Source organism: Paraburkholderia atlantica (assembly GCF_009362785.1).
In the GTDB taxonomy this organism is placed as follows: Bacteria; Pseudomonadota; Gammaproteobacteria; order Burkholderiales; family Burkholderiaceae; genus Paraburkholderia; species Paraburkholderia atlantica.
In genome coordinates this window covers 1-21,591 of record NZ_WHNQ01000053.1, presented here as the reverse complement: position 1 = coordinate 21,591, position 21,591 = coordinate 1, and the positions used below count along the sequence as shown (strand labels likewise).

At 58.6% G+C, this 21,591-nt stretch carries 19 protein-coding genes and 2 pseudogenes; 3 read left to right on the top strand and 18 right to left on the bottom strand.

The window, feature by feature from the left end; translation table 11 throughout:
- Nucleotides 1-155: 155 nt before the first annotated feature.
- The 8 genes and pseudogenes from GCT19_RS36785 to GCT19_RS36750 all read right to left on the bottom strand — a co-directional run bounded on the left by GCT19_RS36785 (nt 156) and on the right by GCT19_RS36750 (nt 8,493).
- Nucleotides 156-1,151: an IS5 family transposase gene (locus tag GCT19_RS36785; protein WP_152854669.1), complete on the bottom strand. Its 996-nt coding sequence runs from the start codon at nt 1,149-1,151 to the stop codon at nt 156-158.
- 24 nt (nt 1,152-1,175) lie between these two features.
- Nucleotides 1,176-2,102, bottom strand: a complete 927-nt coding sequence (locus GCT19_RS36780) for an RNA-directed DNA polymerase (protein ID WP_321576932.1) — start codon at nt 2,100-2,102, stop codon at nt 1,176-1,178.
- A 27-nt stretch (nt 2,103-2,129) separates the two neighbouring features.
- The gene (locus GCT19_RS36775; RefSeq protein WP_152854668.1) at nt 2,130-2,630 is read right to left on the bottom strand and encodes an H-NS family nucleoid-associated regulatory protein; all 501 of its coding nucleotides are present in this window, start codon (nt 2,628-2,630) and stop codon (nt 2,130-2,132) included.
- Nucleotides 2,631-2,753: 123 nt separating this feature from the next.
- Nucleotides 2,754-3,889 (bottom strand): IS3 family transposase gene (locus tag GCT19_RS36770; RefSeq protein ID WP_408582411.1). Its coding sequence is split into 2 segments (ribosomal slippage): nt 2,754-3,625 and nt 3,625-3,889, totalling 1,137 coding nucleotides; the frame shifts between segments, so codons are not numbered across the junction.
- Between the two features lie 89 nt (nt 3,890-3,978).
- Nucleotides 3,979-4,263, bottom strand: a pseudogene (locus GCT19_RS36765) (SDR family NAD(P)-dependent oxidoreductase); the annotation flags it as partial.
- A 63-nt stretch (nt 4,264-4,326) separates the two neighbouring features.
- Nucleotides 4,327-5,499 (bottom strand): branched-chain amino acid ABC transporter substrate-binding protein, encoded by a 1,173-nt coding sequence (locus tag GCT19_RS36760; RefSeq protein ID WP_227749433.1) that lies wholly within the window; start codon nt 5,497-5,499, stop codon nt 4,327-4,329.
- 94 nt (nt 5,500-5,593) lie between these two features.
- Nucleotides 5,594-7,117 (bottom strand): CoA-acylating methylmalonate-semialdehyde dehydrogenase, encoded by a 1,524-nt coding sequence (locus tag GCT19_RS36755; RefSeq protein WP_152854665.1) that lies wholly within the window; start codon nt 7,115-7,117, stop codon nt 5,594-5,596.
- A 47-nt stretch (nt 7,118-7,164) separates the two neighbouring features.
- Nucleotides 7,165-8,493: an aspartate aminotransferase family protein gene (locus GCT19_RS36750; RefSeq protein ID WP_152854664.1), complete on the bottom strand. Its 1,329-nt coding sequence runs from the start codon at nt 8,491-8,493 to the stop codon at nt 7,165-7,167.
- A gap of 115 nt (nt 8,494-8,608) precedes the next feature.
- On the opposite strand from GCT19_RS36750, the gene GCT19_RS36745 reads away from it, so the two are divergent.
- Nucleotides 8,609-10,021 carry an aminotransferase-like domain-containing protein gene (locus tag GCT19_RS36745; RefSeq protein WP_152854663.1) on the top strand — a complete coding sequence of 471 codons (1,413 nt, stop codon included), beginning with the start codon at nt 8,609-8,611 and terminating at the stop codon, nt 10,019-10,021.
- Nucleotides 10,022-10,066: 45 nt separating this feature from the next.
- Here GCT19_RS36745 and GCT19_RS36740 read toward each other — a convergent pair whose 3' ends face one another.
- The 10 genes from GCT19_RS36740 to GCT19_RS36695 all read right to left on the bottom strand — a co-directional run bounded on the left by GCT19_RS36740 (nt 10,067) and on the right by GCT19_RS36695 (nt 19,921).
- Nucleotides 10,067-10,774 (bottom strand): GntR family transcriptional regulator, encoded by a 708-nt coding sequence (locus GCT19_RS36740; protein WP_152854662.1) that lies wholly within the window; start codon nt 10,772-10,774, stop codon nt 10,067-10,069.
- Nucleotides 10,775-10,846: 72 nt separating this feature from the next.
- Nucleotides 10,847-11,878: a proline racemase family protein gene (locus GCT19_RS36735; RefSeq protein ID WP_152854661.1), complete on the bottom strand. Its 1,032-nt coding sequence runs from the start codon at nt 11,876-11,878 to the stop codon at nt 10,847-10,849.
- Nucleotides 11,879-11,890: 12 nt separating this feature from the next.
- Entirely contained in the window at nt 11,891-13,372 is a 1,482-nt protein-coding gene (locus GCT19_RS36730) for an aldehyde dehydrogenase family protein (protein ID WP_152854660.1), read from the bottom strand.
- 213 nt (nt 13,373-13,585) lie between these two features.
- The gene (locus GCT19_RS36725; protein ID WP_152854659.1) at nt 13,586-14,875 is read right to left on the bottom strand and encodes an NAD(P)/FAD-dependent oxidoreductase; all 1,290 of its coding nucleotides are present in this window, start codon (nt 14,873-14,875) and stop codon (nt 13,586-13,588) included.
- Nucleotides 14,872-15,888, bottom strand: coding sequence for a 4-hydroxyproline epimerase (locus GCT19_RS36720; RefSeq protein WP_152854658.1), 1,017 nt, complete (start codon nt 15,886-15,888; stop codon nt 14,872-14,874). The genes GCT19_RS36725 and GCT19_RS36720 overlap by 4 nt, the downstream gene beginning before the upstream one ends.
- A 51-nt stretch (nt 15,889-15,939) precedes the next feature.
- Complete coding sequence (locus GCT19_RS36715) at nt 15,940-16,818, bottom strand: dihydrodipicolinate synthase family protein (RefSeq protein ID WP_152854657.1); 879 nt, start codon at nt 16,816-16,818, stop codon at nt 15,940-15,942.
- A gap of 31 nt (nt 16,819-16,849) precedes the next feature.
- Nucleotides 16,850-17,515: an amino acid ABC transporter permease gene (locus GCT19_RS36710; RefSeq protein ID WP_152854656.1), complete on the bottom strand. Its 666-nt coding sequence runs from the start codon at nt 17,513-17,515 to the stop codon at nt 16,850-16,852.
- Between the two features lie 10 nt (nt 17,516-17,525).
- The gene (locus GCT19_RS36705; RefSeq protein WP_152854655.1) at nt 17,526-18,197 is read right to left on the bottom strand and encodes an amino acid ABC transporter permease; all 672 of its coding nucleotides are present in this window, start codon (nt 18,195-18,197) and stop codon (nt 17,526-17,528) included.
- Nucleotides 18,198-18,205: 8 nt separating this feature from the next.
- Complete coding sequence (locus GCT19_RS36700) at nt 18,206-19,021, bottom strand: amino acid ABC transporter ATP-binding protein (RefSeq protein WP_408582412.1); 816 nt, start codon at nt 19,019-19,021, stop codon at nt 18,206-18,208.
- Nucleotides 19,022-19,087: 66 nt separating this feature from the next.
- The gene (locus GCT19_RS36695; protein WP_152854653.1) at nt 19,088-19,921 is read right to left on the bottom strand and encodes a substrate-binding periplasmic protein; all 834 of its coding nucleotides are present in this window, start codon (nt 19,919-19,921) and stop codon (nt 19,088-19,090) included.
- 391 nt (nt 19,922-20,312) lie between these two features.
- On the opposite strand from GCT19_RS36695, the pseudogene GCT19_RS45120 reads away from it, so the two are divergent.
- Both GCT19_RS45120 and GCT19_RS36685 read left to right on the top strand, forming a co-directional pair.
- Nucleotides 20,313-20,483: pseudogene (locus GCT19_RS45120) on the top strand (SOS response-associated peptidase family protein); the annotation flags it as partial.
- Between the two features lie 382 nt (nt 20,484-20,865).
- Complete coding sequence (locus GCT19_RS36685; protein WP_227749432.1) at nt 20,866-21,300, top strand: NUDIX hydrolase N-terminal domain-containing protein; 435 nt, start codon at nt 20,866-20,868, stop codon at nt 21,298-21,300.
- Nucleotides 21,301-21,591 lie beyond the last annotated feature (291 nt).

Below are 21,591 nucleotides of genomic sequence, written 5' to 3'. Positions count from 1 at the left end.
CTTCTCGCCGCTTGAACGGCCATTGAACGGGCACCTAAGCGCAGCGGTGGCTTGACCGGGACGCGGGCACCGCAGCCGGTGTGCTGACGCGGGCGCGGCATCGTTACGACGGGGCGCAGCTCGCGTACGTACGAGTCCCCTTGTTGTGGACGCACCTATCCATTTTTGACGCAAACCGACCTGCCGAAGGAGTTCCACAGGTTGATGAGGTTGGCGATGATGACGCCCTCGCACTCCTGCGAGGCGATCTTCTGCGTCAGCAGGGTGGCGCCAATGCATCGCTTGATGCGCGAGATCTGCGCTTCGACGCGCGAGCGCAGGCCGTAGCCGTATTTCTTGTGGAACGCATAAATCCCCTTGTCCTTGATGTATCTGACGAGCTCGTCATGCCAGCGCGTCTGTCCGTCACCGTGTACGATCGCGTGAGCCGGCGGTGGTATGACCGGCGTGATGCCTGCCCCGGACAGCGCTTCGCCGCGCTCGATGCTGTAGTACGCACCGTCGGCTATCACCCGGTCCACCGGTAGGTCCGCAGGCAGCATGGCGTCCATGCCTTCGCTGTCCGACACTTCGGTGGTAGTGATCCGGATCGCGTGGATGTTCATGTCCGCATCGATGGATAGATGCATCTTGCGCCACGGCGTGCGATCGGCCTTTTTGCCGTATTTCTCTTCGTACCACTGACCGGCCCGGGCGAAGCTCAGACCCGTGCTGTCAACGATCAGGCTCACCGCTTCGCCACGCGCAAGCCGTCGGGCCAGCTGCTCGCAGCGCTGTGTCACGCTCGCCTCCAGCGCGGCAAACCGGTCACACAGCTGCCCGAAGCTGGGCACCGCGATGTCCTGCCCCCGGGTGGCCCAGTAGTCCTGCATGTAACCCGTCGTCTGCCGCATGCCCCAGCCGAACAGCCGGTAAAACGTGTAGATCAGCTCGATGTAACCAGCCGTGTAGGTCGGCTCGCGACCGGAGACGCCACGGGTACGCGTAATCGTGTTGATGAACTGCGCCTTCAGGTCGCCGTGCGGAACATACAGGCTGATCATCCCGCGCTTTTTCAGGCTCTGGTTATACGCGTGAGCGTTCGTGACCCGGTACCCGGCCTTCTCCCATTTGCGCGGTTCGCCTTGTTTCTGTCTGACCTTGTATGGCATTATCTGAACTCGCTTTATTCATCATCACGCACTTCTACGCAAGTCCCGCCCTCTTTGCAATACCCCCCATCCGAACAAAGCCATTAGCACATAGTCGTCGACGTACCGATGCCACACGACACCCGCCGCTGTGATGGCCATGTCAACCTGGTTGAGGAACAATTCCGCGAGAACGCGAGCGCCTTGGCCGCCGACAGGCAATCCGAAGGACCTACCTGCGGAAAACTTGCCTAGAAGTGCGTTTATTTGCTTCGAGATTTGCTTACCATCACCACCGAGGTCGTTGATGAAATTCTCGATGTAATGATGTGAGACGTGCTCGTAGAAACTCGAGATGTCAGTCTGAACGACGACCGCGTCCGGACCCGCAGCCTCAAGGTTCTGAACTGTTGCCTCCTTGAACGCGCGCCAGGTTCGATTTGAATCAAACAGTTGCTCGCCACCACCATCCACAAACCGGTACGAGTGCACATTGGCGTGACGTCGAGGCTCCAGCACCTCCGCCAGTGATATGGCCAACCCGTTAAGGTAGATGTTCCAAAACGGATGGATTTTTGTTACCACCCGAAAACCCGCAGGCCCCGAAGGAGCAATCAGTCGTTCGCTGGGTATTTCCAAACCTGCGACTCGCTCATTGTTTTCTTTCAACGGGCCGTCACGCAGTTCTTCGTAGAAGCCAATCGCGATGGTGGCCAGGTCATGAGCTTGGTCGCCACAGAACCGAACGTCCATGTCAAACGGTAACGTGTCGTTGTCACCGTGCGCAGCGATATCCAACGCGGCTCGTTCGAAGTGTTGAAAGGTCGGCTTCAGCAATTGGGAGCCCTTCGTCGGTTGCGCCTTGTGTCTGGCAGTGGTGTAACGGTGTTTTGCTATCCATCGAAAGAGAGCACCAATTGCCTTCATGCAGAGGCAAGGCTTTTTGCGATTCACCACTTTGGGCGCATTCACTTTTGGCGCTCTCGCTTGCTCGGCAAACTATACAATCAGGAACTTCGACCGGTCCTTGGCACCAGCAATCCACGCCGGAGCCCGACCACGACCGCTCCATGTCGCGCCCGTCTTGGGGTCAGCATATTTAGCCTGCTGGGGGCCCCGAACGTCGTTTCCGGCCTTCGCCGCCTTCTTGGCGGCCGGTGGTGCAGCGACGGCCTTGCCTTCAACCAAAAACTTCGAGCGGTCCTTGGCGTTGGCAATCCATGCAGGTGCGCGGCCGTGACCGGTCCACGTAGCGCCAGATTTCGGGTCTCTATATTTTGTCGTGGAAGCTGGCGATGTCGTCGCTGCCTTGACGCCTAGCTTGCGACCGCCTTTCCTCGCACCGCCGACGTGTGCATCGATGTCAGCAGTCGTGAGACCATGCTTTTCCATCAGGTCGCGGATTTTTGCGATGACGGCAGACGTGTCCTTTTTTGCAATCGCTTCGGCTTGAGCTCGTAGCTTTGAGATTTTTGCCTGCAGGCTTTCTATTGTAGCCATTGCTTCCCTCCGTTTTGGTTGCAGTGGATGCACTATGCCACATGCCAATAGAGGACAGCTATAGAGGTGGCGCCGCTTGTTCGGGCAGGGTCCCGAGATTTTTAAGTGGAACCACCGGGGCGTTCATGCTGCCGATTTGATCGCAGGCAGTGTCGCGAAGTATGCCTCATCCGGCGTGCGGTCTTCCAGACTCGAATGAGGTCGTCTCTGGTTGTACAGATTGATGTAATCGCCGATTGAGCGCCGGGCGTGGCTGACCGACTCATATGCCTTCAGATACACCTCCTCATACTTGACGCTTCGCCACACTCGTTCGACGAACACGTTGTCGCGCCAGGCTCCCTTGCCGTCCATGGATAGTTTGATGCCGCGATCCAGAACCGCGTCGGTGAAAGCGGTCGCCGTGAACTGACTGCCCTGGTCGGTGTTGACGATTTCAGGCTGGCCGTATTTCGCGAATGCCTCTTCAAGCGCCTCGACCGCATGGATCGCTTCCAGCGTGATCGCCACGCGATGTGCCAATACCTTTCGGCTGGCCCAGTCCACCACAGCCGTCAGATACACGAAGCCCCGCGCCATCGGAATGTAGCTGGTGTCGAGTGCCCACACCTGATTGGCGCGGTTGATCTTCATTCCCTGCAGCAGATACGGCCAGATCTTGTGCTGCTTGTGGCGGCGGCTCGTGTTCGGCCAGCAGTACAGCGCTTCGACACCCATGCGTTTCATCAGCGTGCCCACATGCCGTCGGCCCACCTTGATGCCTTCGCGGCGCAGCAGACGTACCAGCATGCGCGCTCCCGCGAACGGGAACTCAAGATGCAGCTCGTCGATCCGGCGCATCAGTTTCAGTTCCGTCTCGTTGACCGGTTGAGGCTGGTAGTAGACGCTTGATCGGGCGATCCCCACAAGTCGCGCCTGTTGCGCAATCGGTAGCGCGTGTGCACGGTCGATCATCGCTTTCCGCTCAGCAACCCCGCCTTGCCGAGCGCTCCGCTTAAAAAATCGTTCTCCAGCGTCAACTGGCCAATCTTCGCGTGGAGCACCGTGACGTCCACTGGTGGCTCACCTGTCGTCGACTTGCCCGTCTCGAACACTTCCGACACGCGCTCCTGCAGTTGCTTCTTCCAGTCCGTAATCTGGTGCGGATGAACATCGTACTGCTGCGCCAGCTCTGCCAGCGTCTTGTCGCCCTTTAGGGCTGCCAGCGCTATCTTTGCCTTGAATGCCGGGCTATGCGACCGGCGGCTTCTTTTTGCCATCTTTGGGTTCCTTTTGCTGGTCCCTATGACCAGCTCAGGCCCCGACCGTTCCACTTACCGACCTTGTCCGAAATTCCGGCGCCACCTCTACTCGCGTCGTCCAACATGAGCAGGTCCCCCTTCGGTGGATGCCCGGTGTTATTAACGACCGCATCGATGCGCCCAAACCTTTCCATCGCGACGCTGACAAGCCTTTCCAAATCAGCGTCTTCAGATACCGAGCCCTTGATGCCAATGCCGCCAAGCTCTGCTGCCAGTTTCTCAGCGCTTCCAGACGGTGACATCAATACTACTCGATGAGTCTTCGCGAGTTCGGTAGCGATGGCTGCACCCATCCCTTTGCCCGCTGCTGTCACCACTGCAACTTTGTCCATTGGATTTCCTCGAAGTTTTCCTATGCGTCGGTCGACCGATAATAAGTGGGGAGTCCGCAGCTTCTATCTGGGAGAAGTCTGTTCGACGCCCAAGACGACCCACTTGCCTGCCTGCTGTTGATACAGTGTGGCCGACGCTGTTCTCGGGTCGCCTCGTTCATTGAATGCAATGGTCCCAGTCACGCCATCGAATGAAACTGCATGGAGGGAGCTCAAATATCCGCGCGGGTCTGTCGAGTCTGCTTTCTTCATGGCATTGACCATGGCCCACGCTGCGTCGTAAGCGAGCGGCGCAAACTGCACAATTCCAGTGCCAAACCGCTCCGTCATTTTTGCGTTGAGCTCTGCGGCGTGAGGCATTCTGCCAAGCGGCGCACCGTATTCCCAGCTATACATGCCTTGTCCGCTCGGTCCAACGAGCCGTGCGAAAGTCTCGTTCGTGAAGCCGCCTTCTCCCATGTACCCAGCCTTGATTCCGAGCTGGTGCATCTGCTTGGCCACACCGGCGGCCTGGATATCCTGTCCGACGTAGAAAATCAGGTCGGGGTTCTGCCCTTTGATTGTCGTCAAGACGGCTCGGAAGTCTATCGACTTCGTCGTCGTGTATTGCCATGAAACCAGCTCCGCCCCCGCCTTTTGCACAGCCTTGACATACTCGGTGGCGAGGTTGGTGCCATAGTCGGTGCTGTCGTCAATGACCGCGATGCGCTTGGCGCCAAGCTGCTTCACCGTGTAATTAGCCGCGAGAACGGCCATCTGGTCGTCATTGCTGATGGTTCGGAACGTGGTTTCGAAGCCCTGCGCGGTGTACGAGGGGGAGCTGGAGGCCGGAGAAATTTGCGGGATTCCTGCCCTGTGATACACCGCCGACGCTGCAATGGTGCAACCAGAGTTATGGTGACCAATCACCCCGCTGACACCCTCGTCGACGAAACGCTGCGCGACGAGAACAGCAGTTTTCGGGTCGCCGGCGTCATCCTGGCTATCGACCTCGAACCGAACTTTCTGACCTCCAATGACCAACCCTTGTGAATTCGCCTCGTCCTTGCCATATGACGCCGAAAAGCCAGTGAGAGGTGCAGCAACTCCAATCTTGACGAGCTTGACCTCGTCGGCTCGAACTCGATTTGCGAGTGCAAAGCATACAGACAGAACCGCCAGGGCCATCACAACTCGACGGAGCATCAATCCTCCAGGAAAACTAAGTTTCTCATAAGCGGCTCTGACGAGCGACAAGCAGCCGCTCGAAAGTCGTTCGTCTGCGTCAGCCGGCCAGCGTCATTCACCGTTGGTCAGACTGCGCAGATGTTGAAGCACCTAAGCGACTCTCCTACTTCGCGACCGGCATCGCAAACTCGGCACCTTTGCTGATGCTGTCCGGCCACCGTTGCATAACGCTTTTATAGCGGGTGTAGAAGCGAATCCCTTCCTCACCGTAGGCATGATGGTCGCCGAAGAGCGAACGCTTCCAACCACCGAAGGAGTGCCAAGCCATCGGAACAGGGATGGGTACGTTCACGCCGACCATGCCAACCTGAATCTGGCGTGCGAAAGCGCGGGCCACTCCGCCGTCCGACGTGTAAAGAGAGACGCCATTGCCGAACTCGTGCGCGTTAATCAATTTCACTGCGCTGGCGAAGTCAGGTACGCGCACAACAGCGAGGACGGGGCCAAAAATCTCTTCCTTGTAGATTTTCATGTCCGTTTGCACGTCGTCAAAAAGCGTCCCGCCAATGAAAAATCCCTTCTCGGAGGCGACCGGATGGTCCCGTTCGTCCACGATAAGCTTCGCACCTTCGGCTCGGCCCGCCTCAATATATCCCGAGACCTTCGCCTTGTGTTCAGCCGTGACGAGTGGGCCCATCTCCGCATCGAGGTTCTCGCCATTCTTGATGACAAGAGACTCTACGCGGGGAATGAGCTTCTCGACGAGCTTGTCGCCAGTGTTGCCGACAGCTACGGCCACTGAGATGGCCATGCAGCGCTCGCCGGCCGAACCGTAGGCAGCGCCAATCAGCGCGTCGACCGCGTGGTCGAGGTCTGCGTCGGGCATCACAACCAGGTGATTCTTTGCACCGCCAAGCGCCTGCACCCGCTTGCCGCGCTTCGATGCTTCGGTATGGATGTACTCTGCAATTGGCGTCGAGCCGACGAACGAAATCGCTGCGACGCCCGGATGCTCGATGAGCGCATCGACCGCGACCTTGTCACCATTCACGACATTGAAGACACCGTCGGGGAGCCCAGCTTCCTTTAGCAACTCGGCAAGACGCAGCGACGCTGAAGGGTCGCGTTCCGAAGGCTTCAGAATGAAGGTGTTCCCGCATGCGAGGGCCACAGGGAACATCCACATCGGGACCATCACGGGGAAGTTGAAAGGCGTGATGCCTGCTACTACGCCCAGCGGTTGACGCAGATTCCAGTTGTCGATTCCACCGCCAATCTGGTCGGTAAAGTCTGTCTTTAGCAAGTTCGGAATGCCGCACGCAAATTCGACGACCTCGATGCCGCGCACGACTTCGCCCTGCGCGTCAGTGAAGACCTTACCGTGCTCACTGGTGATGAGCATCGCCAGTTCGTCATGGTGCTTGTTGAGTAGCTCCTTGAACTTGAAGAGGATTCGCGCACGTTTGAGCGGCGCCATCGCGCTCCAGCTTGGGAAAGCCGCGTTGGCTGCGTCCACCGCAAGATTCACTTCCTCGGCTGAGGCAAGCGCAACCGCTGCGGTCACTTCTCCAGTTGCCGGGTTGAAAACATCCTTGAACCGGTCGCTCGACGGTGCAATCGTCTGCCCATTGATGAAATGGCTGACCTGCTTCACTGACAAGGCCGCCTTCTCGCTTGCTACGTTCATTTCGGAACTCCGGATACGTGCCTGGCCTTTTTGCCAAGCGGTTGAGGTCAGGCCACGTCGCGCAAAGCGTCGCGTACCGTCGAGAAAATCTGGTCAATCTGCTGCTCATCTACGATGAGCGGGGGTGAGAAGGCCAGAATGTCGCCCGTGTAACGGACGAGAACGCCGGCCTCGAAACACTTGAGGAATACTTCATAGGCCCGCGCACCGATAGCGCCGGGGCGCGATTCGAGTTCGATACCGGCGACCAGACCCAGGTTTCGAATGTCTTTCACGTGCGGCGAGGTCCGGAGTTCATGCGCCGCGTCCTCAAAGCTCGCGGACAATTCATTCGCACGTTCGAACAGTCTGTCGCGTTTGTAAATATCGAGCGTTGCGACGGCGGCGGCAGCAGCCGCCGGGTGAGCGGTGTAGGTGTAGCCGTGAAAAAACTCGATGGCGTTCTCGGCACCCGCGTTCACGACCGTGTCGTGCACTGCCCGACTAGCAGCCACCGCGCCCATCGGGATTGCAGCGTTGTTAATGGCCTTGGCCATCGTGATGATGTCCGGCACGACTTTGAAATACTCGCTCGCGGTTGGCGCGCCGAGGCGGCCAAACGCAGTAATCACTTCATCAAAAATCAGCAGGATGCCGTGTTTGGTGCATAGTTCGCGCAGACGCTCGAGATAGCCCTTCGGGGGTACGAGCACCCCGGTAGAGCCAGCAAGCGGTTCGACGCTGACTGCAGCGATGGTCGATGCGTCATGCAATGCGACGAGCCGCTCCAGTTCATCGGCAAGGTGGGCGCCCGACGTCGGCTGGCCGCGCGTGAACGCCGACTCTGCCAGGTTATGGGTGTGGGGGAGATGGTCCACATGTGGCATCAGGTTGCCGGAAAACATCTTGCGATTCGGAACGATGCCGCCGACGGAAATGCCGCCGAAGCCGACGCCGTGATAGCCGCGCTCGCGACCGATGAAGCGGGTGCGTTGCCCTTCGCCCCGAGCACGGTGATAGGCGAGCGCCATCTTGAGCGCGGTGTCGACAGACTCAGAGCCGGAGTTGGTAAAAAAGATTCTGTCGCGACCTGCCGGCATGAATTCGGCGACCTTGGTGGCAGCTTCAAACGCCAGCGGATGGCCCATCTGAAACGTCGGCGCGTAGTCCATCGTCTCGAGTTGCTGGCTCACCGCCTGGGTAATCTCGGCGCGACCATGGCCCGCATTCACGCACCAGAGACCTGCCGTCGCATCGAGCACTGCACGGTCGTCCACTGTCGTGTAATACATGCCCTTTGCAGCTTTGAACAGCCGCGGGGCTGCCTTGAACTGCCGGTTCGCCGTGAAAGGCATCCAGAAGTTCGACAGGTCCAGCGTGGTTTGTTGCGAGCTCATGTGTTGCCTCCGTGAATGTGTGGTCAACTGTAATGAGTTCCCCGGCTACAATCACTGGACAGCCTGCAACGAGCAGTCAGACCGTACTGATTTTCTTCGCCAAACTGTATTGGAAATGTTCACTCTGAACCTGTCCCGCTCGCGCAAGAATGAAGGGACGTTGGTCGACCAGATAGTGTCGTCAATCGAGCAGGACCTGCGGCAGGGAACGTATCCCGCAGGCACAAAATTGCCCTCGGTTCGTGACCTCGCGAAGACTTATAAGCTCAGCACATACACCGTATCAGAAGCCTATCAACGGCTCGTCTCGCTGGGCCTGGTGGTGGCGCGCGCAGGAGCGGGTTATCGCGTCGCAACTCCAGCGGCCAAGGCGCCTGCGGCACCCTCATTCAGCGCACCGAGCCTCAACAAGGCCTGGCTTCTTTCCGATGTCTTCGCGGACAGAACAGTACCCATCAAGGCCGGATGCGGCTGGATACCAAACGACTGGATAAACGAAAGCGGCGTGCAACACGCGCTGCGTGTCGTCAGCCGGATACCGGGCCCGCGCCTCGGGGGATATGGCCATCCGTACGGCCTGTCGAATTTACGCGAACACGTGGCGACCTCGCTGCGCAAGTACTCGCTCCCCGTCGGTCCTGACGATGTGCTGCTGACACAGGGTGTCACACAGGCCTTGGACCTAGTTGTCCGGACGCTGCTTCGTCCTGGCGATACGGTCGTTGTCGAAGACCCGTGCTACTGCAATCTGCTCGAGATTCTCAAGGTGGCCTTCGTGAATGTCGTGAGCGTTGCACGCACACCTGATGGCATCGACACTGCGCAGTTGGAAGACGTCGTAAAGGCGCATCAACCGAAGGTCATGTTTGTAAACACGGTGCTGCAGAATCCGTCAGGTACATCACTCAGTGCCTCTTCTGCATTCCGGCTGTTACAAATTGCCGACCGATACGCGATTTATGTCGTTGAGGACGATATTTCGAGAGAACTCGCCCCTCCAGGGGGGCCGTGTCTGGCAGCAATGGAGGGACTTCAGCGCGTCATCTATCTGTCCGGATTCTCGAAGACCATTACGCCGGCAATGCGCGTTGGCTACATCGCTGCGAAACGCGAGCTGTTGGCCCAGTTTGCTCTCACGAAGATGGCGGTCGGCTTGACATCATCCGAAGTCACGGAGCGCGCGGTGGCGAGCGTCCTTATCGACGGACACTACGACCGACATATTGCGCATATACGTGAACGACTGTTCAACGCTCACACCAAAGTGACTCAGTCCATGTGCGATGCAGGCTTGGAGATTTTTCACAGGCCGAATGCGGGACTGTTCCTGTGGGCAAAGCTCCCCATTCTGCCCGAAGAGAGCATCGCGGTGACAAACGAAGCCTTGAGCAAGGGAATTTGGCTGGCGCCAGGCTCCTACTTCCGGCCCAGCGAACACGCTTCGGAGTGGTTCAGGTTTAATGCCGCGACGTCCGATGCACCCGAACTGTGGGCGTTTCTTCGAGAACTGGCAGGCCGACGGACCTGAAGAACGGAACGGCGGCGCCGTGATAGGTGTACCGCCTGCGAATCCTCAGGAAACCGCCATCGACTCCGTCATGTTCTGACGCATGTAATCCAGGAAACGCTTCTGGAACAACATCGTATGCTCATGGGCCAACTTTTCCGCCATGTCGGCATCCTTACGCTCAATCGCCTCAATGAGGTCCGCATGGTCTCGTCCTAGCTTCGTCGCCGTCGGAGACGTGACAGTGAAATCGAAGTGAAGATGTGACAGCCGTTGCCCCTCTCCAAGCAACCGCTCGTAATAACCGATGAAGTACGGATTATTCGCAGCATGTGCGATTGCGATGTGCAGTGCCTTGTTCGTCTCGGTCAGTGCCTGAAAGTCGCCGCTTTCGACCGCTTGCATATACTGGTCATCGGCTTTCCGGATGCGCACAAGGTCTGTTTCCGTACGGTGCAAGGCCGCCAGCCGGGTAACCGCGCGCTGAATAAGGTCCAGTGCGGAGATGTACTTGGGAAATTCTTCGATTTCGAATGGCGTGACCAGCGTCGTGCGGTTCGGCAAAATCGTAACGAGACCCTCGCTGATGAGGCGGGCCAGTGCATCGCGGACAGGCGAGCGCGACAGGCCAAACTGCGCGGCAAGTGACACCTCGTCGAGCGGAGCTCCCGGCTTGAGCTGCAGCGTCAGAATCTGCTTGCGCAGTTCCTCGTAGATATACCGTCCGCCGTGGCGTCGGCCGCTGGCCTCTGTGTCCGTCGTCGCTTTGCTCATGGTTCCATCGCGGTCATCGTGTGCCCGGAAAGACGGGCGCGCATTCAAGTTTATCATCGTACGCGCTCCGTCTCAGACCGCCGGGAAGCCGGAACCCCATGTGTCGCTCAGCATGAATCCAGCGGACAACGGGTCATCAGGGTCGACCCCAATCTGCTGGATACCATAGAGCCACGCCCTGCCCTGAATACGCGGAAGAATCGCCGGCCGCCCCCCGACTTCCGTTTTGCCTAGCAGTTCCACATTGAACTCGCCACCAATTGTCGAACGAGACTTCAGTCGACTGCCGATGTCGGCCAAACCCCTTGCCGCCAGCGTCGCGAGGTTGGCGGAACTGCCGGTACCGCACGGCGACCGGTCAACCCGTCCCGGCGGCAGCGTTGTGCAGGTTTGGTAGAGTTCGGCGCTGACGCGATTCCGGAACATCACGTACGCGACCTCGTTTATCTCAGGAAAAATCGGGTGTTGAATCCGAATCAGGTCGTTGATGATGCCCTTGAGACGCGTACCCAGTTCAGCAAGCGTCCGAGCATTCTCGGGCGCGATGGCCAGTCCCACCTGGTCAACGTCGACAAGGGCGTAATACACCCCGCCAAAAGCGATATCGGCCTTGATTCTTCCAAGTTGCGGAACCTCGAACTCGAAATCCAGTAACTCGACAAAGGACGGCACCATGTCCAGCGAGACGCCGGTACAGCGTCCATCGCTGCACGTCGCGCGCGCGGTCACAAGGCCGGCAGGCGTATCGAGAACAACAGTCGTCTCCGGCTCCTGCATCTCGACCAGCCCCAGTTCCAGCAACGCGGTGACCACACAGATTGCGTTGCTGCCAGACATCGGATGGGCCTTGTCCGCCTGCAGGACGATAAAGCCGGCATGTGCCTCGGGACGCGTCGGCGGTAGCAGCAGATTTACCGACATCTGAAGGCATCCGCGAGGCTCGAGCACAACCAGTCGGCGTAGGCTGTCGTCGACCTCGTTGATGTAGTTCATCTTGTCGAGCATCGTCGCACCGGGGATTCCTATCACTCCCCCGGTGATGACTTTGCCAATCTCGCCCTCACAGTGCACATCCACGAGTTGAAGCGTTTTTTTCCAGCGCATGATGGACCCACCTTACTTGATGTACCAGCCCCAAGGTTTGTCGCTGTTGTACCGCGTGATTTGCTTCGTTTCCAGATAGTTGTTCAGGCCCCACTCGCCGAGTTCCCGACCGATGCCGCTCTGCTTATAACCGCCCCAAGGTGCTTCGGTGAAAGTGGGTTGCGAACAGTTAATCCACACGATGCCGGCGCGCAGCGCACGCGCGACTCGCTCACAACGCTCGCTGTCGCGCGACATAACCGCGGCAGCCAGGCCAAAACGGGAGTTGTTGGCTGAGCGTACCGCTTCGTCTTCTTCGTCGAACGGCCGGATACACACGACCGGTCCAAAAATCTCTTCATTCCACACCCAGCTCTCTTCAGGCACGTCCGCGAAGACGACGGGCTCCATGAAGAATCCCTTGTCGAGGTGTGCGGGCCGCGCACCGCCTGTCACCAGTCGCGCCCCTTCTTCTGCGCCGCGCGCAACCGCAGCAAGCACCTGCTCGTACTGTTCCTGGCTGACCAGGGGACCGAGCAGAACGCCGTCTTCAAGGCCGTTACCGATTCTTATCTTGCGCGTTTGCGCCTCCAGCCGCTGTAGGAGGCGGTCGTAAATGCCCCGCTGAACGAGTACCCGCGACGTAGCTGAGCAGACCTCACCTTGATTCCAGAAGATACCGAACATAATCCACTCGACGGCGGCGTCGATGTCGCTATCGTCGAATACGATAAACGGCGACTTGCCTCCGAGCTCGAGACTGATGTTCTTGATGTCGCGCGCCGCGGCCTGCATGATTCTGCTACCGGTCGGCACGCTACCGGTGAACGCGAGCTTGTCGATGCCAGGATGCTCGCTCATCGGCGCGCCCACATTTCTGCCCGGGCCGGTCAAGATATTAAGGACCCCTGGCGGCAGGTCCGCTTCGGCAGCAATGGCGCCCAGTTCCAAGGCCGTGAGGGACGTGAGTTCTGAAGGCTTCAGAACCATCGTGCATCCCGCGGCCAGCGCCGGGGCGACTTTCCATGCCGCCATCAGCATCGGGAAATTCCACGGGATGACGGCGCCTGCGACACCGATAGGCTCTTTGCGCGCCACTGAGCTGAAGCGGTCATCCGAGAGCGTCACCGCCGTTTCCCCAGTTTCATCGAGCTTTTCAGCAAGACCCGCATAGAACTCGAAGCAGCCTGCCGCATCGCCGAGGTCCCACAGCGCTTCGGGAAGCGGCTTCCCGTTATCACGGACTTCAATTTCGGCGAGTTCCTGGATTCGGTCGCGGATACCCTTGCCGATGCGCCGAAGCACGGCCGCTCGTTCTGCCCCGCTCATCCTCGGCCACGGGCCCTCGTCAAATGCTTTTCTGGCAGCCTTTACCGCAAGGTCGACGTCTTCAGTAGTGGCGGAGGCGACCTTTGCAATCACCTGCTCGGTGGCAGGGTCGACAGTTTCAAAGGTTCCCTTGTTGACGGGCGCCACCCAGCGACCGTCGATGAAAAGTTGCTCGTAAGATTTCATGACTTGCCTAAGTTAGTTACGCGATTTGATGAGTTTGTCGTCGACGGCTTCCAGCCAGGTAGCTGCGACTGTGACGCCCGTCTGGAACATGTCTGTCGGGTCCCGGCACATCTACCAGCCCGCCAGTGACGACGTTGCCCACTTCCCCCTCGACATCACAGCCCACCATCGTGAACGTCTTGTTCCAACGCATGTCTGCTCCTCTATAACTTTTCAGAATCGGTACGCGCTGAATGGCGCCAGATTCTGATTTGACGAGCGGCCGGCCACCATGTCGGCAATCAGCCGCCCCGTAGTCGCCCCGAGCGTCAGACCGAGTTGCCCGTGACCAAAAGCCATAAAGACGTTTCCGAGGCGGCGGGAGCGGTCGATGATGGGCTTCGTGTCCGGCAGAAAGGGCCGATAGCCAACGCCGTATTCCACGTCGGCGGTGTTGAGCTCCGGCAGAACCCGTCTAGCTTTCTCGAGGATGATGTCCGCGCGACCGAAGTTAGGTTTGGCGCCATCGCCAGCGAATTCGATGGTGCCGCCAATTTGCAGGCCCCGGGTCATTGGGGTGAAGCAGAACCCCCCATCCGCGTAGATGGTCGAGTGTCGAATCTCCACGCCCGGATTTCTGACCACAGCCTGGTACCCGGCGATGCCCTCGAGAGGCACGCTCACCCCTAGGGCACCGAAGAATCGCCGTGCGCCGGTCCCTGCGGCAACGACAACGTGCTGGGCAGAAACGCTCTCGCCGTTTGCGAGGTCGACGCCACTAGCGCGACCGCTCGATTCAACGATGCGGCGGGCCTCGGACTGGATTCTGCGACCGCCCTGCGCGATGAAGCTGTCGGTGAGCGCGGCGATGAACCCCTCGGTATCGCTGACCGCGCGCCAATCGGGGAACATCAGGCCATGAGCGAACTTGCCGGCGAAGGCTGGCTCGAGGTCGCCAATTTCCTTCGCATTCAGTCGCTGCGACTTGAATCCAAGTGACTCGCGCAGCTCGAGATGTGGCAGCTCATGCGTCAGTCCATTTGGGCTGTCGAAGACTTCAAGAATTGGAAGTTCGCCCATGAGGGCCTTGTCGTCGCATGCCTCCAGCAACGGCGCGTAGTCGGCATAGACCTCGTGCGTCAGAGTCGCCATTGACTGGGCGATGTCCACAATCTTCGACTGTCGCGCGCACATGAGGAAGCGGAAGAACCACGGAATGATTCCAGGCAGTGCGCTCGGGCGCAGTGCGAGCGGCCCCTTCTGGTCCATAAGCCAGCCTGGAATTTTCATGAGGATGCCGGGTTTCGAAAGTGGAATAACTTGGCTCACCGCCATCTGCCCGCAACTCCACTTCGCCGTACTATTGCCAGGCTTCTCCGGGTCAATCAGCGTAACCGCGTGGCCACTGCGCTGGAGATAGAGTGCACAGCACACGCCCACAATACCGCCGCCTATAACGACAGCGGTCTCCTGGGGAAAACGAAGTGGGTCACGCGAAGCACTTTCACGAGGAACGGCGTTCAATTCACGCACTCCTGCAGGCTGAAGCCATGAGCGTATGGCTGGGAGTCGTCCACATAATGTTCCGCCTGCCCCGTAATCCAGGCGCGTCCTTCGACGCTCGGCAAAACCGCGTCCAACCCGTTCTCAAGTTTTGTTGTTGATTCGACTCGTCCGGTAAAGCAACTGCCAATCAGGCTCTGGTGCCGGAACGCGTGCCCTTTGGTGAGTAGCCCGCGCGCATACCGCTGCGCGACTCGGGCTGAGGTGCCCGTGCCGCACGGTGAGCGGTCAATCAGGCTGTCGCCTGCGATAACGACTGCTCGGGCATGAGCGTCATCGGAAATGGGAGCGCCTGTCCACATGGCGTGTTTCACGCCGCAGATGCCCGGGTTGTCGGGATGAACGACATCGATTGTTGAGTTCACCGCGGCTTGCATCTCGCGGCCCCATTCCAGCAGTTGGCCTGGCGAGAAGTGCTCGCATCCCGGGAAGTTCGGCTGCACCTCGACGATAGGATAGAAGTTGCCACCATATGCGATGTCGACAGCAAGACGTCCGAAATACGGATGCTGGATTTCGATATCGCGATGAAGCAGAAAACTGGGCACATTGGTAAATCGCACCGCCGTAACACGGTCCCCTTCCATTGCATACCGGGCCCGTAGCTTCCCGGCGGGAACGTCCACGACGACCGTACCGGGCGACTTCGGCTGAATCAGGCCAGCTTCGAGTGCGAATGAAACAGAACCAATTGACGCATGTCCGCACATCGGCAGGCATCCCGATGTTTCAATGAAGATAAGACTCATATCCGCATCTTCTGACAAAGGCGGATAGAGAATGGTCCCCGACATATGAGAGTGACCGCGCGGCTCCAGCATCAACGCGCGTCGAATCCAGTCGTGGTCGCGCACAAAGAGACGGCGGCGCTCATCCATTGTCGTGCCGCTGATTGCCGGCACGCCGGCAATCACCATGCGCACGGGCATACCTTCGGTATGCCCTTCGATACTCTTGAAGCTGTGCGTGCTCATCCGAATACCTTGCAAGAGTGCGTGACCGGCGGAATTCTCCGCCGGCTTCCTTTACGCCCGAGCTGCCTCAAATACGGCACGGAAATCTGCCTTTTCTGCGTCGGTCAGCGGCTGAAGCGGCATGCGAGCAGCACCAACCTTGAAGCCCGCGAGTTCGCAGCCGTACTTCACCTTCTGCACGAACTTGCCCGCTTCCATCGTCGCCATGACCGGGAAGAGCGAGCGCATGACGTCTTGGGCGCCCCGAATGTCACCAGCCGTAAACTTGTTATAGAAGTCCACAACCGGCTTCACGAAGCAGTTCGCCGGGCCGCAAATCCAGCTGCTCGCGCCCCACAGGAAGAAGTCAAGCGCCTGGTCGTCGGAACCACACGACAGTTGATAGCTGTCCTTATACTTCTCTCCGATTTCGATGGCGCGAAGCAGATTGCCGCTGCTTTCCTTGATGCCGACGACGCGCGGGTTGTCCTTGAACGCGTCGAGTACGCCGAAGCCCACTTCGACGTTTGTGCGGACAGGGTAGTTGTACAAGACGACATCGACGTCCGGAACCGCCTTGAGGATGGCCTCATAGTGGCCAATCAGCTCTTCCTGCGAGGGCAGCGCATAGTACGGCGGAGCAATGAGTACGTTCTTGTAGCCCGCGTCGCGGACCAGTTGAACCTGCTCGATGACTTCACGCGTGCACGAACCGTTGGCGCCCGCGATAAGCGTGCCGCGATTGCCCACGACCTCGAGAACAGTCTTGAGGATGGCGCGGCGCTCATCGTGCGTCAACGCATAGTATTCGCCGGTCGAGCCGAGAGGAACGAAGCCGGTAACACCCGCCTTGAGCTGGTATTCGAGGATGTTCGCCAGGACGTCGTGGTCGACAGCCCCGGAAGCGTTGAACGGTGTAACGAGTGCGGGCAGGATGCCTTTCATCTGCATGTGCTTCTCCCTTGATAAAGGACGGAATGGGTTAGTAGGCAAATCGCCTGAGGAATCGGGACTCGACCACGCCGACCAGGCGCGTGAGCGGGAAAGCGACGAGGAAGTAAATAATCGCGACCGTCGTCAGAAACTCGACCGGCTTTGCCGTGCTAGTGGAAATGTTCTGGCCGACGAACATGAGGTCCGCGACGCCAACCGACGAGATGAGCGCGCTTTCCTTGAACAGACTGACGACGTTCGAGAGCAGTGGCGGAATCGCACGAAGCAGCGACTGGGGGAAAATCACGTAGAGAATCTTCGCCTGCGGCGACAGGCTCAACGCGGTACAGGCATCGTGCTGTTCAGCAGAGATGGACTTCAACGCGCCACGGAAGGTCTCACTGGTGATAGCTGCCATATAGAGCGTCAGGGAAATCACAACCGAGACGTAAGGTGGTATCGGAAGCCGGAAAATGACCGGAAAGCAAAAGAAGACCCAGAACAGTTGGATAAGCAGCGGTGTGCCTCGGAAAAACTCCACATACAGCGTCGTTGCACCTTTAAGCCAACGATTTGGTGACATACGAATCAAGCTCAGCACGAAGCCGGCGAGACTTCCGATGACGGCGCAACTGCTCGTAAACGCGAGGGTCAACCCCAGTCCTTTCAGCAGGACAAACCAGTAAGGAAGAACCGCCGAGAAATCGAGATGCATGGTGTTCTCCTTAACGCTTGACCGCGAGGTCCTGACGGCGCTCAATCACATGCACGAATTTGGCGATGGGCAGCGACAGGGCGAAGTAAATGAGAGCAACGACTGTGTAGGTTTCGAGCGGCCGGTACGCTTCTGTCGCGAGGCTTTTGCCGACATACATCAGGTCGGCAACCGCGACGATGGCAACGAGGGCACTTTGCTGCAGACTGCCAATACCATTGGTCATGAGAACTGGCATCGCGCTGCGGAGTGCCTGAGGCAACACCACATACATGGTGCGCTGCCACGGCTTGAGGCCCAGCGCTACGCATGCATCCAGGTGCTCTTTCGGGACGGCCTGAACGCCAGCGCGGTAAGCCTCAGCGTTGAACGCTGTCAGATTGAGGCCGAGTGCGAGCACGCCCATCAAAATCGGGTCGATGAACACGTCGACCATCATCGGGATGCAGTAAAAGAACCACACGATTTGCAGAAGCGCCGGCGTGCACCGGAAGAACTCGATAAAAAGCTGAGCTGGCCAACGCACCACGACCCATTTGCTCATGGCTAACAGGCAGAGGAAGAAGCCGAGCACGAGACCCATGACGTTCGAGGCTACGGCAAGCTCGATTGTGACCTTGAGGCCTTCCAGCAAGGCGCCGAAACTGCCCTCAAGGAATCGGAAGTCGAAGTGATAGTACATGGCGGACCTCAGTCGAGATGCAGCACTTTCTCGAGGAACTCGCGCGTGCGAGCTTCCTTGGGGCACTTGAACATTTCGGCGGGAGCCCCTTGTTCGACGATTTTTCCGCTCGCGCAGAAGACGACGCGCGTTGCAATGTCGCGCGCGAAGTGCATATCGTGGGTCACGATAATCATCGCCATTTTCTGTTCAGCAAGGTTAAGCATGACGTTCTGAACTTCGATGACCATCTCCGGGTCGAGTGCGGATGTCACCTCATCGAATAGCATCAGTTTCGGCTCGAGCATCAGGGCGCGCGCAATGGCTACGCGTTGTTTCTGGCCACCAGAGAGCTGACTCGGGTATGCGTTGAGCTTGCTTTCGAGACCAAGCCGGGCCAGATACATCCGCGCACGCTCCGTCGCCTCTGCTTTCGAGATACCGCTGACCTTCGTCGGGGCGAGAATGAGGTTACTCAGCACGGACAGGTGCGGGAACAGGGTGTAGTGCTGGAACACCATGCCAATCTGCTTCTGTAGTTTGGTGTCGATGCGCTTCGATTTGCCCGAGTCGGCGCCCGAGATATAGGGTTTGCCTTCGAACCCAATCTGGCCGCCCTGAATGCCTTCCAATCCCATCATCACGCGAAGCAGCGAGCTCTTGCCGCTTCCGCTTGGTCCGATGATGACGAGCCGGTCGTCGGCACGCATATCGAGGTTCATATGGTCCATGACGACGAGGTTTGGGCCGTATGACTTGTAGACGTCCCGGAACTGCACAAAGTCGCCGAAGGTTGAGTCGGCGGAGTCAAGTACGGCCCGCCGAACATCAGGTTGAGCAATCATGGGTTGGGAAGAAAGCATGGAATCTCTCCAGCGGACGCGCCTGGGCGTGCCGCGTCGATAGAAGCATCACTTGTTGGTGACAAGCATCGCCTGAACTGAGGTCTTGATAAGACGGTTGAGAGCGCCCGACTTGACTTGTTCGTCCACGTACTTATTGAGAACAGCGATGTCGGCGGCAGACGTTTCCTTTCTGAGACCGAACGCAACTTCCTGCTGCGCCAACGGCGGAGTCGGTTGGATGGTGGCTGCCCATTCCGGGTGCGCCTCGGTGAGCAGCATGTTCGTGATGTTGGCGTCCGCGAGCAGGTCCGCGCGCTTGGACATGAGAGCAAGGCGCGTCTCATCGTTGCCAGGCAGGCGCATGATGGTCGCTTGCTTGAATGCGCCAGAGATTGCCTTGTCTTGCGCGGTCCCTGACATAACCGCGACTGTCACTCCAGGCTTATCGACTTCGGCGATGGTGTGAGCGCCCTTCGGAATCTTGGGATTGTTTTTGTTGTAGACGAACGAGACGTTGTAATCGGTGGCCGGCACAGAGAACGCAATGGCTTTTTCCCGTTCCGGCGTGTCATTCAAGGCCAACGACAGGTCCCACTTATCGGACTGCAGTCCGGCAACGATGTTGTCCCAAGTGGTGTCGACGAACTCGACTTTCACCTTGAGCACGTTCTGTCCGAAGCTGCGGCAGAGGTCCGAGAAAAACCCACTGTATTCGCCAGTTTTCGGGTCGCGCATGACGTACGGAGGTGCCACGGCCGCGCCGCAGCGGAGCACACCAGCCTTCTTTACGCTTTGCCACGTACTCGTGTCATCGGCGTGAGCCGGGGTGCCTGCGGCGACAAGACTGGTTACCGCCAGGCACATCAAAACACGCCGAGTTAAGCCAGACAGCAGAACCATAATCAACTCCCAAAGCATCGATAAGCCCGTTGGAAAAGCCCAGGTTCACCACACAGTTCTGCGCATCACGATGTGTGCAGCAATGTACGCAGACTAGGATTTGAGGTTTAAGCTGTCAACTAGGCACTTATCCCTAGCCGAAAACGCAGCGACCGCTTCAATCCCTGCTGTGGCACCAAGCGCAAGGCTTTCCGAGATTTCGGTGGTCGCTCGCCGCTACTGTTTGGTTGCTTCGACCAAAAACTATGCAAAAAATAGTTTTTAGAACTACCTCATCTGAAACCGTCGGGACGCGCAAGCGACATTGCCGACGTTCCTCTGCGCGCGTCGATGACGTTGAGCAGCGAGATTATTGGAATCCTGGCCTTACAGGCCGGCGAGACGGTAGGCTGACGAACCGCCACCGGAAATCGCAGCGGCTGGCCACGACCGCTGCATCATTCCAATCAAGTCAGAGCATATCGACGCCTGGCTTAACCCGGATGCGTCGGACTTGGCGGCAATGTACGCGATACTTGACGACAGGGACCGGCCGTACTATGAGCATCGGCTGGCCGCATGAACGCGTGCCAATTTCCGACCAACGACGAATGGACCTTTGGATTCAACCTTGTGCCCAGTGCGCTGACCTCCACGGCAAGTCGGCCACCGAGCCGCCCCATCATGACCTTGCGCTTAAAGGCGCGGGGTCTGTCGGCGATGCTCGGCGAGAGGAGCACTACACTTGCGCGCAGTGTGGGGCAGCGTTTGCTCGCATTCTTCCCGGACCATCGGCGCAGCAAGGTTGGTTGTTGCTGAACGCAGGGCAGCATTAAGGAAGTGCTCGGTAACTGTTGGTGCGTACAGGAAGGCGTCCGTCGGACAGCATGCTGGCAAGGCGGCGGCTCGACACACAAATCACACAACGTCGCTTATTCCAATCACCTTTCCGTCGTCGTCATCGCATGCCTACGTTACCCACAGACCAACAGGCACGAAGCCGCCTTGACCAAGCTCGCCGCCTGCTGGCAACCGCGCAGACCGGGCTGCACTACGCTACCGGCTCCTTCGACAAGGAACGCTACCAAGAGATTGCGAGTATCGCTCACCACCAGATTGCCGAGCTCGTGTCGATGGATACTGGCAAAGTCGCTGAGCTATTCGCATTAGAATCCGGTTACGCGAATCCGAAGCTTGACGTCAGATGCGCAGTCTTTGATGAAGTCGGTCGAATTCTGCTTGTCCGCGAGGCTGCAGACGGACTGCGGTCAATTCCGGGTGGTTGGGCCGACGTAGGTTTGTCGCCGCCCGAGAATGCAGCGAAGGAAGCCCGCGAGGAAAGCGGATACACGGTGCGTATCGAACGTCTGCTGGCGGCCGGGGACATGAATAACAACTGATTGCGGGTTTCAAGCAGACTGAAGTTGCATTTGATCAGTAATGCATATGTTTCATGAAATACATGAGTTGGCAAGACTGGCAACGCGAAGCGGAAGTCTGATTTGCGAAGTGCTCGACATGGTAACGACGCGCGCGGCCATGGCGCAATGCGCCGGCGAAGTAGCGACAAGCCGCCCTGAGGGCCGCGATCAGCTGCGGCAGTAGTGCCTCAGGTTGATCATCGTGTAGGCGAGCGTCTTGAGCGCGTAGTGCACGGCACTGATGCGTTCGAAGCGCAGCAGCAGGCGGCG